The 13232-nt window shown below is 72.0% G+C and carries 9 protein-coding genes; 2 read left to right on the top strand and 7 right to left on the bottom strand.

What is annotated here, in order from left to right; translation table 11 throughout:
• Nucleotides 1-73 precede the first annotated feature (73 nt).
• The 4 genes from AQJ27_RS29575 to AQJ27_RS29560 all read right to left on the bottom strand — a co-directional run bounded on the left by AQJ27_RS29575 (nt 74) and on the right by AQJ27_RS29560 (nt 7029).
• Complete coding sequence (locus AQJ27_RS29575; RefSeq protein WP_067375256.1) at nt 74-1987, bottom strand: ATP-binding cassette domain-containing protein; 1914 nt, start codon at nt 1985-1987, stop codon at nt 74-76.
• 112 nt (nt 1988-2099) lie between these two features.
• Nucleotides 2100-2858, bottom strand: coding sequence for an NUDIX hydrolase (locus AQJ27_RS29570; protein WP_067375254.1), 759 nt, complete (start codon nt 2856-2858; stop codon nt 2100-2102).
• Nucleotides 2859-2989: 131 nt separating this feature from the next.
• Nucleotides 2990-5125 carry a glycogen debranching N-terminal domain-containing protein gene (locus tag AQJ27_RS29565; protein ID WP_235613654.1) on the bottom strand — a complete coding sequence of 712 codons (2136 nt, stop codon included), beginning with the start codon at nt 5123-5125 and terminating at the stop codon, nt 2990-2992.
• 377 nt (nt 5126-5502) lie between these two features.
• A complete protein-coding gene (locus tag AQJ27_RS29560) occupies nt 5503-7029 on the bottom strand; it encodes a DUF4192 domain-containing protein (protein ID WP_067375252.1) in 1527 nt (508 codons plus the stop codon).
• A gap of 133 nt (nt 7030-7162) precedes the next feature.
• Between AQJ27_RS29560 and AQJ27_RS29555 the strand changes: the two genes are divergently transcribed.
• Together AQJ27_RS29555 and AQJ27_RS29550 are read left to right on the top strand one after the other, a co-directional pair.
• Entirely contained in the window at nt 7163-9361 is a 2199-nt protein-coding gene (locus AQJ27_RS29555; protein WP_067375250.1) for a RecQ family ATP-dependent DNA helicase, read from the top strand.
• 223 nt (nt 9362-9584) lie between these two features.
• Nucleotides 9585-10220 carry a hypothetical protein gene (locus tag AQJ27_RS29550; RefSeq protein WP_054229887.1) on the top strand — a complete coding sequence of 212 codons (636 nt, stop codon included), beginning with the start codon at nt 9585-9587 and terminating at the stop codon, nt 10218-10220.
• A 640-nt stretch (nt 10221-10860) separates the two neighbouring features.
• On the opposite strand, the gene AQJ27_RS29545 is transcribed toward AQJ27_RS29550, so the two are convergent.
• The 3 genes from AQJ27_RS29545 to AQJ27_RS29535 form a co-directional block, all read right to left on the bottom strand.
• Complete coding sequence (locus AQJ27_RS29545) at nt 10861-11487, bottom strand: hypothetical protein (RefSeq protein WP_079065351.1); 627 nt, start codon at nt 11485-11487, stop codon at nt 10861-10863.
• Nucleotides 11488-11555: 68 nt separating this feature from the next.
• Nucleotides 11556-12257: a ribonuclease HII gene (locus AQJ27_RS29540; protein WP_054229885.1), complete on the bottom strand. Its 702-nt coding sequence runs from the start codon at nt 12255-12257 to the stop codon at nt 11556-11558.
• Nucleotides 12258-12500: 243 nt separating this feature from the next.
• A complete protein-coding gene (locus AQJ27_RS29535; RefSeq protein WP_079065350.1) occupies nt 12501-13145 on the bottom strand; it encodes a TetR/AcrR family transcriptional regulator in 645 nt (214 codons plus the stop codon).
• Between the last annotated feature and the right edge of the window lie 87 nt (nt 13146-13232).

The raw sequence follows: 13232 nt of genomic DNA, 5'->3' as shown, positions 1-13232 counted from the left end.
GCCTTATCGGAAAGAAATGGGCGTTCTCCGGGGAGTTGTGCGCACGGCGGAAACGGAAGGGTAATGACGGTCGTCATCGCACCCTGCTTCGCAGGGTCGTGAGCAGATACGCGCAGAGCAGAGCGGTCAGCGACAACATCAGGGCACCGCCCACGGGTTGGACGACAAGGCGCGCCCCGGCCGCGATATAGCGCGCTCCCCCGAACGGCCATTGCATCAGCAGGAGCTCGCGCAGTCGCTCGGAAAACCCGGCCGCCTTCCGCACGGACGGTCCCGCCAAGGTCTTTTGTACGAGTGGTACGACCACGACCGGGACGGCGAGCACCGCCGCGAGCCCGGCGGTGGTGGACCGGAAGATGCCCGCCGCCAGCACTCCCGCCCAGGCGCAGCCCACCGTGAGGCCGATCCAACTCGCGCTCAGCGAAAGCCAGTCCGCGGGAACTCCGACGAGCTCTCGTCCGTAGACGAGATAGAGCATTTCGAGGTCGCAGCCCACCGTGAGGACGGCCAGCGCCAGCGCGGTGACCGAGGCGACGAGGAGTTTGGCGGCGAGCAGTCCCAGGCGGCGGGGGACGGTGCCGCGGTCCGCGGCCAGGGCGGGGTGGCGGAACTCCTCGCCGAAGGCGAGCGCCCCGAGCAGTCCCGCACCGAGCGCCGCGGGCGGCAGGGGGCATTCCCGCGGCCAGGCGGCCAGGAGCCGCGGCTGGGGTGTGTGACCGATTCTGGCCAGGAGTACGGACAGCAGGGCGGAGGTGACCAGCACGGTGATCGCGGTGAGGTAACCGGTGCCCACTCCGGTGGCGCGCCGCAGTTCGTAGCGCAGCGGGCGCAGCGGGCTCGGGGCCTGGCGTACGGCGATGGGGGGCGGGAGCTGGGGCAGGTCCCGCACGCCCGGCGAAGCGGCCGGACGGGTCCGCGACTCGGCCGTCGGCCCCGGCTCGTCGGGCGTGTGCGCACCGGCCGCGGCTACGACGGTGGCGGGTTCGTCGGTCGCGGGGATGTCTTCCGTGGGGGCATCGTCTGTGGGGGTGGAGGTCGCGGAGGCAGGGGCCAGGAGGGCAGAGGTGACTACGGTCGCGGAGGCGAGGCCCTCGGCATGAAGCGTGGCACGTGGCCCCATGTCGCCCGTCTCGTCGGCGAGTTGGTGTACGAGGATGCCGTGCCGGAAGGCGGTCTCGCCGATGTCGGCGCAGGTGCTGCCGTACACCGAGAGCCGGTTGCCGTCCTCGCGCACGACCTCGACGGAACGCTGCGCGGCGCGGGCCTCCTTGGTGAGCAGGGCTCCGAGGCGGGCGGCGTGCGGACTGCGGACGGCGACCCGGGGGCGGAGCCGAGTGCGGGCGAAGTCCGCGGCCTCCTGGTCGGCGACGAGCCGGCCTCCCTCCAGCGTGATGACCCGGTCGGCCGTCCGAGCGGCCTCCTTGGCGTCGTCCGTGCTGAACAGAACGGTGCCTCCGTGGGCCGCGTGAGCCCGCAGAATCCCGTGCAGCCAACGACCTTCGGTGACAGAGAGGCCGCCGGCGGGATCGTCGAGGACGAGGGTGTGCGGATCGGACAGCAGCGCACAGGCCAGGCCCAGACGGCGATCCATACCGCGCGACAGGGTGCCCAGGCGTTCGTCGCGCAGGCTCACGAGCCCGACGACTTCGATCACTTCGTCGACACGCCGAATCGGGACACCGACGGCCGCGCACACCATGCCGAGCTGTCCGCGGACCGTACGCGCGGGATGGCCCGCCACCTCGCTCAGGAGCACACCGACTTCACGCGAGGGATGGGCGATCCGGTGCAGTGGACGGCCTCTGTAGTAGGTGATTCCACGGCCCCGCTGGAGTTCGAGCATGAGCCTCAACGTCGTCGTCTTGCCCGCGCCCAGGGCTCCGAGGAGCGCTGTGACACGACCCGGGTGCGCCTCGAAGGACACGTCGTCGACGGCGGGGGGAAGCTCCTTGCGGGGGTTGCTGGTCAATCCGATGGCCTGGATCACTCACAGCAAGATAGCGTGACATTTGCGGTTTTTCGGGCACCTTGCGGCTTATCCGAGGCAGCTCTCTCCACGTCTTTCGGCGCGACGCGCCCCGTGAGTCGATCCGCCCTCGTCAGACTTCGGGGCGCAACATCGGCGGATTGAGCAACGTGGCGCCGCCGGCGCGGAACAGCTGCGCGGGTCGGCCGCCCTGGCGCGTGGTCGTGCCGCCCGTGGGCACGAGGAATCCCGGAGTGCCCGTCACCTTGCGGTGGAAGTTGCGCGGGTCGAGTGCCACCCCCCACACAGCCTCGTACACACGGCGCAGTTCTCCGACGGTGAACTCGGACGGGCAGAAGGCGGTGGCCAGCGACGAGTACTCGATCTTGGACCGGGCGCGTTCCACCCCGTCCGAGAGGATCTGGGCGTGGTCGAAGGCGAGGGGTGCCGCCTGCTCTCCGTCGCGGCCATAACCGCCCTGTTGCAGCAACTCCTCCACGGGCGCCCAGCGCGCGCTGTTGGCGTCGCCTCCGGCCCTGGGCGCGGGCAGATCGGGGGCCAGCGCGAGATGGGCGACGCTGACCACCCTCATCCGCGGGTCGCGCTTGGGGTCGCCGTAGGTCGCCAGCTGTTCCAGGTGTGCGCCGTTGTCCTGTGCCGGGGCCGACGGGTCGTGGGCGCGCAGCCCCGTCTCCTCGACCAGCTCGCGCGCGGCCGCCTGTCCCAGGTCCTCGTCGGGCCGTACGAAGCCGCCCGGGAGTGCCCATCGTCCCTGGAAAGGCTGTTCCCCCCTCCGTACCGCCAGCGCACACAGGGCATGGCGACGCACGGTCAGCACGACCAGGTCCACGGTCACGGCAAAGGGCGGAAAGGCCGACGGGTCGTAGGGCATGCCGCGATCATAGTCGTCTGCCTGACGATAAACACGCCCTTCGTCAGTCGCTTCCACTGATGATCCACTTCCGTCCTGTACGGGTCCCACCGGCCGCTGCCGGTCACCGTCCGAGGACGCGTCGCGCGAGGTCACACTCCCAACTGCAGTCCGTCGGCCGCCTCCTCCACCATCGCGAGACCGAGTCTGCTGACACGCACGGAGAACGCGGCGCCCGCGATCCGCAGTCCCGTCAGTCCGATCTCGCCCAGCGGCGCGCTACTGACGGGGCGCAGCGTCACCGTCCGGGCCGGGGCGTCGGGGCGGATACCCGCGAGGGAGGTGAGGAGCAGCACCCCGGCGGCCGCCGCCGTGGCCGCAGGCCGACAGGCAGCGGGGTGCGGGAGCGGGGCGCCGCCTTCCGTGCGCTGCTCTCCCGCGTACATCTCGGGCAGCCTGTTTCCGAAGGTCTCGGCGGCGGCCAGCAGCCCCCGGAGCAGGGTGCTCGCCTCCTTCTCGTAGCCGGCGGTGACCAGACCGGTGACGGCGGTCGCGGTCTCCTGGACGCGCACGGCGCCGCCGCGGTGTCCGAAGGGGTTGTACGCCGCTTCCTTGGCACCCAGGCTGCGCAGACCCCAGCCGGAGTCCATGGCCGGGCCGCCGAGCAGCCGTGCGAGCTGCTCGGTCTGCACCTTGTCGAGGAGGCCGGGGGCGAACACGCCGGAGCCGAGCAGCCCTGTGTCGAGGAGGTGGGCGGTGCTCGCGCCGAGGTGGGGTACGAGGCGCCCGTCCGGGGCCCGGGCGGCCGCCGGTCTGCCGCCTCCCCGGTCCTCGGCCCAGAAGTCCCCGCGGAACGCGGTCCGCAGTTCCTGGGCCCACTGCACCAGTCCCTCGCCACCCGGCCGGCCGTACGCGTCGAGCAGATCGGCGCCCAGCAGTGCCGCGCGGTGGGCGTGCGCCTGCGTCTCGCAGCGGAACGGGCCGCCGGGGTGCGGGTCGGGCAGATAGGTGCCGTCACCGACGGTGGCCCGCAGCCATGCAAGGCACCGCTCGGCCGCGGGCAGCAGTTCCTCGGTCTCCTGCTCCGGAAGTCCCCAGCGCCGGGCCTCCGCGAGCAGTACGGGGAACAGCAGGGTCGCCTCGGTGGCCGTGCAGCCCGGAGGCAGATGCGGGCCGGCGTCCCGGCGCGGCCCGGGGATCAGGCCGGACTGCGCTCCGGGGCCCGCGATTTGGGTGCGGGCGAGGGTTCGCAGCGTGCCCGCGGCGAGCCGGGTACCGAGTGGCAGTGTCATCCGGGCCGCGACCAGTGCTTCGGCCGGCGCCAGGCCGCATCGCCACGGCGCCCCCGCCGCGAGGTGTGTGTCCGACGGGTGGGAGGCATCGCGCAGCAGTAGCGCCTGGAGGTCCTCAACGCAGGTGTCCATGAGCGCCTGGACTCTGGGATCGTCGCCGGTGGCCCGGGCGGCGGAGAGGGGGCTCGTGGCGCCGCGGCCGACGGCTCTGGCCGGCCCCGCACCGCCCGGTCGCACCCTCAACTCCACGCTCCGGGTGCCACCGGGTGGCAGTTCGAGCTCCCAGCGGAGCAGTCCCGCGGAGGCCAGGGCATCGGCGGGCGGTGGGTCGGCGGTGACGATCGAGCTACCGGTGGCACAGGACCATCGCAGGCCCGAGTCGTGGACGCTGGCGGGTAGTTCGGGCCCGGCTCGGCCCGAGGCGACGGAGCCGAGCTCCGCGAGATCGGTAGCGAGGGCGACCTCGACGGGCACGCGCAGGACGCGGGGGGAGGCGCTGCGCAGCGTGATCCGTTCCGTGCCGTCCGCGTCGCGCGTCCGTTCCACGACCACGTCGGGATCCGGGCCGCCGTCGGCGGAGGCGCGCACCGTCCCGACGAAGCGGGCTCGGTCGGCGGCGATCATCCGGGCCTGTACGGCGAGTGGTTCGCGCCCTGCCACTCGCACCTGGCAGCGGGACAGCGTCCGGCGGCCGGCGCGGTAGAACCCCTCCAGCCCGCGGCCGGTCAGCTGTCCCTGGTCCGTGGAGATCGCCAGTCCAGGCAGGGCGACGCAGATCAGGGCGTTGTGCACGGGTGGCAGGTCCGTGGTCCGGCGCGGCCCGGGAAGCGGGGTGTGACGAGCCGCCGAACCGCCCGGCCCCGCGAAGGGGCTCAAAGCGCTTTCGACTCCTGCGAACGGGGCCTGCGAACCGGCGCGACGCGGGAAGGGCTGAGCGGGCCCGCGCACCGGCGGGAGGGCGCCGTCGGGATCGGAGGGTGGAATGGGCAGGGGCATGTGGCTTCCTCGGTCAGTGCGCCTGGGGCGCGCTCGGCGCCGGGTGGGGGGCTCCGGAGGGGCGAGGGCGTTCGGCGGCGCGGCCCGGCCACGGGTACCGCCACACAGGTGAACGGAACGGCCCCGTCCGGGGTCACGCCCTGGGCCGGGCAAGCAGACCGGATGGCGGTGGGATGGTCGGTGGGGCGTACCTCGGACGGCTGGTACGGGTGCGGTGGGAGCCGAGGGTTCGGGCTTGGAGATCGCGGGCGCGCTCCGTCCGCCCGTGCCGCGCGGGTGGGGGCGTTCCGCCGCGTCGAGTGGAGTGACATCCGGTGCCCGCGGCACCTCATGTGTCACCCGACCCGATAATCGTCGATCCGCCCCGCTCCCCACGCTCACGTCTCCTCCCCCACAACCCGCCGACCTCCCTTGCGGCGGCCACGTGCCCTTTCGCTCGCCGCCTCAGGCACGCGCCCAGGTCCCTCCCCGCCGGGCGCGGCCTCATCGGTGGGCCGACGCCGACGGAGGCTGCCCGCCCCGGAGGGACGCCCGCTTCCGCGCGGTGTCCCGATCCCTGCCGTGCGTGCCCTGCGCCGGCGTCGGTTCGAGGTGCCCGGCGGCTCGGCGACATCGCGCGGCGTCGGGCGATCGGGACCCGATGGCTGTTCCGCTTCCGCCCCTGTCCGGCCGGTGCGCTCCGCGCGCAGGCAGCGGCGGATCGACTCCGGGTCGAGGCCCTCGTTGCACGCCTGGTGCAGGAGACGGGCGAAGAGGTAGTCGGGATCGGCGCCCAGTGCCATGGCCAGGGCCTCACGAGCCTCCAGTTCGTCACCGGTCGACCAGGCGACCCACCCGGCGAGGGTGAGGGGTGCCGCCGCGTGCTCGCCGTAGGGGCCGACGCAGCGGCGGGCCAGCGCCCGCCAGAGGCGCAGGGCCTGGCCCGCCTCGTCGCCCTCCATCCACTCGGCGGCGCGGTCGCGGGTTGTGCGGTCCTGGAGTCCGAGGATCAGGGTGGCGGCCTCGTCGTGCTGCAGGAGGCCGTCGTCGCGGAGGTCCGCCAGGCGTGTGCCGGACACAGGCGGGGCGTCGGCGAACCGCTTCATGATCCGCCGGGCCAGTCCGAGGGTCTCCTCGGCCACCTCCGCACGGCCGTCGCCGTCGAGGATCCTGGGCACCAGGGCCATGCTCGCCGTGTCGAGCGCGGTCTGCTGCTCCGGTGCGGCCGCGCCTTCCCACGGAATGAACCGAGCGGTGAATTCCCTCAGCGACCCGCGTACTTGGAGGCCGGCGTAGGTCGCGGCGGCGGCAAGGACGGAGGTGCCGGGCAGTCCCATCGGATGCCCCTCGGACGAACAGCACCCCTGGCCGGGGCAGCAGTACGACCAGAAGCGGCCGTCGGAGATGCACAGGGCCTCGATGACGGGGACGTCGAGGCGACCGCAGGCCGTGCGCAGAAACTGCGCGAGCGGCCGCAGACGTTCCATGACGTCCCGTCCCGACTCTCCGGTCCCCGGCTCCTGGCAGAGGTAGGCGACCATGCTTTCGGGCCGTGCTCCTCTGCGCTCGCTTCCCTTCACCAGTCCTTGCGCCAGCTGATCGGCGACGGACGGCCAGTCGTCCGCGTGGGCGGGGATGCCGAGCCGTGCCCGCCCGCCGAAGCGGCCGCGCCTCTCTCCGTCGTGCAGGGCTACCAGCACGATGCTGTCCTCGGGCCGGTAGCCGAGCAGGTAGGGCAGGGCATCGGCCAGTTCGGCCGGTGTGCGCAGGGTCACCTGGTGTTGCCCGGGCAGGTCGTGCCCATCGTGCGCGCCCCGTCCGCTGTGCCCGCTCGGCGCGTGGCCCGCGCTGTCTCCCGCGTGCCGACCGCGCCCGCTGATGTCACTGTCACCGGACGTGCCGGCTGCTTCGTTGTGATTCGTCATGCCGTGACCATCCCGCGGATCTTGAAATTCCGCTTTGCCCTGTGGATAACCCCGGCCATGACCACGACATGACTTGTCCACAACCCGGCGGCCTCGTTCGCGCGATGTCCGACCCATCGGGTTGCATGGGGCCATGAGCAACGACGACCCACGCCCCCCGACCGACACGGACCTGCCCAACGCCGACCTGCGGGCCGCGGCCGATGCCGTACTCGCCCGCCTTGTCGGCGCCTCGGCGGGCGAGGCCCGGCTGCGTGAGGACCAGTGGCGCGCCATCGAGGCCCTGGTGGCCGACAAGCGCAGAGCCCTCGTCGTGCAGCGCACGGGCTGGGGCAAGTCCGCCGTGTACTTCGTCGCCACCGCACTGCTGCGCGAGCGGGGCGCCGGGCCCACGGTCATCGTCTCGCCGCTCCTCGCCCTCATGCGCAACCAGGTGGAGGCGGCCGCCCGGGCCGGTATCCACGCTCGGAGCATCAACTCGTCGAACACGGAGGAGTGGGAGACGATCCAGGCCGAGGTGGCCGCGAGCGAGGTCGACGTGCTCCTGGTGAGCCCTGAGCGGCTCAACAATCCCGACTTCCGCGATCAGGTGCTGCCCAAGCTGGCCGCGGCGACCGGCCTGCTCGTGGTCGACGAGGCGCACTGCATCTCCGACTGGGGGCACGACTTCCGGCCGGACTACCGAAGGCTGCGCACGATGCTCGCCGATCTCCCTCCGGGCGTCCCCGTCCTGGCCACCACCGCGACCGCCAACGCGCGCGTGACGGCCGACGTGGCCGAGCAGCTGGGCACCGGCGCCAGCACCGACGCACTCGTCCTGCGCGGGCCGCTGGACCGGGAGAGCCTGAGCCTCGGTGTGCTGCGGCTCCCGGACGCCGCCCACCGGATGGCCTGGCTCGCCGAGCACCTGAGCGACCTGCCGGGCTCGGGCATCATCTACACACTCACCGTGGCCGCCGCCGAGGAGGTCACCGCGTTCCTGCGCCAGAGCGGGCACACCGTCACCTCGTACACCGGAAAGACGGAGAACGCGGACCGCCAGCAGGCCGAGGAGGACCTCCTCGCCAACCGCGTCAAGGCCCTGGTCGCCACATCCGCCCTGGGCATGGGCTTCGACAAGCCCGACCTCGGATTCGTGGTGCACCTGGGCTCCCCCTCCTCCCCCATCGCGTACTACCAGCAGGTGGGGCGCGCGGGCCGCGGGGTGAAGCATGCCGAGGTGCTTCTCCTGCCGGGCAAGGAGGACCAGGCGATCTGGGAGTACTTCGCGTCGATCGCCTTCCCTCCGGAGGAGCAGGTGCGCCGCACCCTGGACGTCCTGGCCCGCGCCGAGAGGCCGCTCTCGCTGCCCGCCCTCGAACCCCTGGTGGAGCTGCGCAGGTCCCGTCTGGAGACCATGCTCAAAGTGCTCGACGTGGACGGCGCGGTGCGGCGCGTCCGGGGCGGCTGGATCTCCACGGGCGTGCCCTGGACGTACGACACCGAGCGCTACGCCTGGGTCGCCAAGCAGCGGGCCGCCGAGCAGCAGGCGATGCGCGACTACGTGTCGACCACCGGCTGCCGGATGGAGTTTCTGCGGCGCCAGCTCGACGACGAGCTGGCGAAGCCGTGCGGGCGCTGTGACTCCTGTGCGGGAGCCCGGTTCGAGGCGTCCGTGTCCCCCACCGCGCTCGACGCGGCCAACGGCGAGCTGGGCCGCGCCGGTGTCGACGTCGACCCCCGCAAGATGTGGCCTACGGGCCTTCCGGCCATCGGCGTCGACCTGAAGGGACGCATCCCGGCGGGCGAACAGGCCGCACCGGGGCGCGCCTTGGGGCGCCTCTCGGACATCGGCTGGGGCAACCGGCTGCGGCCGATGCTCACACCCCAGGCACCAGACGGACCTGTGCCGGACGATGTGGCGAAGGCCGTGGTCGGCGTCCTGACCGACTGGGCGAAGGGGCCCGGCGGCTGGGCCTCCGGGCAGCCCGACGCGCAGCCGCGCCCGGTCGGCGTCGTCACCATGGCCTCCCGCAGGCGCCCACAGTTGATCCAGTCGCTGGGCGCGCGGATCGCCGAGGTCGGCCGACTGCCGCTGCTGGGGTCCGTGGAGTACGTCGGCGAGGCCGACTCACAGGTCTCCCGGAGCAACAGCGCCCAGCGGCTCAAGGCACTCGACGGAGCGCTGGCCGTGCCGCCCGCGCTGGCAGCCGCCCTCAAGCAAGCAGCCGGTCCCGTGCTGCTCGTGGACGACGCCACCGAGACGGGCTGGACACTCGCGGTCGCCGCGCGCATGCTGCGACGATCCGGGGCGCAGGGCGTGTTGCCGCTGGTCCTGGCCGTACAGGCATGACCCATGTGTCGCAAACAACAACAGCGGGCAGGGATATACGCGACGTATAGTCGGAAAACGGTCGGTGGCCCCAATTGCTCGTTGCCGCAACCAAGTTCGACAGGAAGAATTGAGGTCCGCTCCCCGCACGGCTCACCCGTGATCCGGTAGGGCTCTGCTGCGGCGTGCGCTCCCCCAAGTCCGACCCCGCCCGCTGTGTGGGCGCGTAGCCGAAGGGAGGACCGTGACCTTCGGATTCGCTCCGTCCTCGGCGGCATCCATGTCGACGTCTGCCGATCTGTCCGCCGCTTCCGCCAACCCACTGACCCGTATGCTCGAACCCGCCGAATGGGCCGCTGCGGGGATTCCGCTGCTGCGCAATCCCCGGGAGGTCGTCAGCGGATTGCATGCACGGCACCGGCCGAGACCCACGACCGCCATCGTGGCCGTTCTCGACGCGGACGAGCGGCTGCGGGCGAGCGCCTCGTTCACCCGGCGGTCGGCGCCGGCCGACGGCTGGATGTTCCGCAACTCCCTGTTGGCGCAGCTGCGCCGGGTGATCCCGCACGACCTGCGGCGCCGCACCCCGGTGCGCACGGCGGTGCTGCTCTACTGCCGTGAGGGCGACGCACGTTGGACCGAGGAGGACGGGGCGTGGATGTGGGGGCTGCGGGACGCCTGCACCCTCCACGGGCTGCGCTGCGGGGCCTACATCACGCTGACGCACGACGGCTGGCAGGTACTCGGCGAGGGCCGTGGCGGACGCCGTCCGAGTGCGGATTCCCCACCGGAGTCCTTCGCCCTGACCGAGGCACCGCCGCCGCTCCCGCGCACCGGGGGCGCCGCGTCGGAAGTGCTGCGCCGGGCGGCGGCCCGCTGAGTCGCCCGCGACCGTGAGGCGTCGGCGCCGCCCAGGTGCCGACCCGCCTCGCAGGCCCCTGAGGGGCACTCGTGCCCGTGGCCCGGGCGCGTCCGCCCGTGCCACGGTGGCCCCGCGAGACCGGGCAGGGGCCGGGGCAGTGCCGTAGCGCTTGCGCCCGCTCCAGCGGCGTACATGCCCCTCTGGAACATGCGGACGTCCACCAGGCCGTCGACGCCGGTGTGCGCCGAGGAGACACCCCGCCGGGCAGAGACGCGCACCGCCGCCACCATGGCCTCGGCGAGCAAGCACTCACTACGGGCCACGAACCACAGGCACATCAACCACAGGCAGACATACCGCAAGCACACGGACTGTAGGCACACGTACTGCAGGCACACGTACTGCAAGCACCCGGCCTACAGGCACACGTACTGCAAGCACCCGGCCTACAGGCACACGTACTGCAAACACCCGGCCTACAGGCACACGAAGTACGTGCTACTCGACGCACTACATACGCGCAGGCCTGCGGGCACACAAGCTCCAGGCACGCCAAAAGGATCGCCGTACAGGTGGTGCCGTAGTGGCACCACCATCACGCCCTGGACGTCGCCCCGAGCCTCGCCCGAGCGAATCCCGGACGGTGTCCGGGATTCGTTCAGACCCCGGCGCCCAGCACCGAGTTGATCTGCTGCGGGTCGCCGCAGACGATCAACAGGGCGCCGGCCCGGCCGAGAGCCAGGGGCAGGGCGGTGGCGGCGGCAGCGTCGGGGCCGCCGTTGACGGCGACCACGACCACGGGACGGGACGCGGCCCGGCCCGCGACGGAGGCGTCGGCGTAGAAGACGTCGTCGCCCGAGTCGTGCTGCGCCCAGTAGGCGGCTTCACCGAAGGAGAGTTCGTGCGCGGCCCACGGATGCGGTTCGCCGGTGGTGATCACCAGCACCTCACCGGGGGCTCGGCCCGACTCCAACAGGAGGTCGACCGCTTCTTCGGCGGCGTCCAGCGCGCCCTCGGCCGAGGCCGGGATCAGCTGGATCTGTGGGGTGGCGGCAGCGGGCGCGGCCGCCGGAACGGATGACCCCGGCGTGGCCACGACAGGCTCACGCGGGGTGCGTTGGGCCGGCATCGGCCGAACAGGTCCCGGACGTCCGGGACGCGGCGGAGCCGCGGGACGGGGACCGGGTACGGGACGGGGGGTCGGCGCGGTGCGGCCACTGGCCGGAGTCGCGCGGGGACCCTGGGCACTCTCGTGAATCTGAGGCTCCTCGGGAATGAGAGGCATGAGCTGATTTTTATCAAACGCCGGTGCGACTCGCGTCGGCGGGTGGCACATGAGTGCGAGCGGAACCGTCAGAAATCGAAGCCGAGCTGACCTTCGATCTCCGGACCGCTTCCGTCCGCCCAGCTGCGGACCTTCTTGAGGTGCCGCCACTGGGGCAGCGCATCAAGATACGCCCATGACAGCCGGTGGTACGGAGTGGGGCCCCGTTCCTCCAGTGCGGCCTTGTGCACCGGAGACGGATACCCGGCGTTGGCCGCAAAACCGAAGTCTGCATGGTCGACACCCAGTTCGGCCATCATTTTGTCGCGCTGAACCTTGGCGATCACCGAGGCCGCCGCGACGGCCACGCAGGACTGGTCACCCTTGATCACCGTGCGAACCCGCCACGGCGACCCGAGATAGTCGTGCTTCCCATCGAGGATGACCGCGTCCGGGCGGACGGGCAAGGCCTCCAGGGCCCGCACCGCGGCCAGGCGCAGCGCGGCCGTCATCCCCAGGTCGTCGATCTCCTCGGGAGAGGCATGCCCCAGGGCGTACGACGTCACCCATTTCTCCAACTCCGCGGCCATCACGGTACGGCGCTTGACGGTGAGGAGTTTGGAGTCGGTGAGACCCTCGGGTGGACGGCGTAGTCCCGTGACGGCGGCGCAGACGGTGACCGGGCCGGCCCACGCACCACGGCCCACCTCGTCGACACCGGCAATGATCTTCGCTCCGGTCGTGGCGCGGAGGGAGCGCTCGACGGTGTGAGTCGGTGGTTCGTACGGCATGGCGCCCTCAGCCTACGCCGCCCCGAGCCCCTCGCGACACCCAGGTTTCCCTGAGCGACCACAGCCCCGCCACCAGCACGAACCAGTCACCCGATGATCCACACCTCAGACACCTGACCACCCCCGAACCAGCCGCCCGACCACCCACGGACCAACGACCCGACGGTCAACGGACCAGCGACCCGACCGTCAACGGACTCAGGCCCCGACCGTCAACGGATCAGGGCCCGACGGTCAACGGATTCAGGCCCCGGCCGCCCGCGGATCAGCCCCCGCCCGTCGCAGCAGCGGGACCATCAGCTGGTCGATCATCTCCTCCAGATCCCGCTCACTCCATTCGCTCGCGCACACCTTCGAGCGATACATCATCATCGCCGGAATGACGTCGAAGACGTAGGAGTTCGCGGCGTCCGGTCGCACCTCTTCCCGCTCGATTCCACGGTGAACGATCTCTCGCAGCAGATGCTTGGTCGGCTCGATGACCCCTCCGACGATCAGACTCTGAAAGCGTTCCGCCTGCGCCACATCGCATTCGTGAAGAACTGAGCGCAGCGCGAATCCAGGCTGCGAGTACATCGCCTCACGCACCTGCCGGCACAGTTCCAGCAGGTCGTCCCGGACGCTTCCGAGGTCGGGGGCCTCCGTCAGGCTCGGCAGTCCGGCCTTCAGCGCGTCCGCGACGAGGTCCTCCTTGGACGGCCAGCGGCGGTAGACCGCGGCCTTGCCGGTCTGGGCCCGGGCGGCGACGCCCTCCATCGTGAGGCCGTTCCAGCCGACCGTACTGAGCTGCTCGAGCGCGGCGTCGAGGATCGCGCGTTCGAGCACGGCACCGCGTCGGCGCAGGGAGGCCGCCTGAGCGGGAGCGGCCGTCCAACGCGAAGTAACCATCTGAGTGTCTCCGTTGTGCATGGGGGAGCGGGGAGTTCGGGGAGGGCGAGCGCCAAGTGACGACACGGGGCAGCGACTTCAGTGAAC

Source organism: Streptomyces olivochromogenes (assembly GCF_001514115.1).
In the GTDB taxonomy this organism is placed as follows: Bacteria; Actinomycetota; Actinomycetes; order Streptomycetales; family Streptomycetaceae; genus Streptomyces; species Streptomyces olivochromogenes.
Note: the sequence above shows the minus strand (reverse complement) of the source record. Positions and strands in the feature narration are given on the sequence as shown.

Bases quoted from the DNA above. Each gene is read 5' to 3' on its own strand.
- AQJ27_RS29560 (WP_067375252.1), bottom strand. From the start codon at position 7,029: ATGACGAATCACAACGAAGCAGCCGGCACGTCCGGTGACAGTGACATC.
- AQJ27_RS29535 (WP_079065350.1), bottom strand. From the start codon at position 13,145: ATGGTTACTTCGCGTTGGACGGCCGCTCCCGCTCAGGCGGCCTCCCTG.
- AQJ27_RS29565 (WP_235613654.1), bottom strand. From the start codon at position 5,125: ATGCCCCTGCCCATTCCACCCTCCGATCCCGACGGCGCCCTCCCGCCG.
- AQJ27_RS29545 (WP_079065351.1), bottom strand. From the start codon at position 11,487: ATGCCTCTCATTCCCGAGGAGCCTCAGATTCACGAGAGTGCCCAGGGT.
- AQJ27_RS29555 (WP_067375250.1), top strand. From the start codon at position 7,163: ATGAGCAACGACGACCCACGCCCCCCGACCGACACGGACCTGCCCAAC.
- AQJ27_RS29570 (WP_067375254.1), bottom strand. From the start codon at position 2,858: ATGCCCTACGACCCGTCGGCCTTTCCGCCCTTTGCCGTGACCGTGGAC.
- AQJ27_RS29540 (WP_054229885.1), bottom strand. From the start codon at position 12,257: ATGCCGTACGAACCACCGACTCACACCGTCGAGCGCTCCCTCCGCGCC.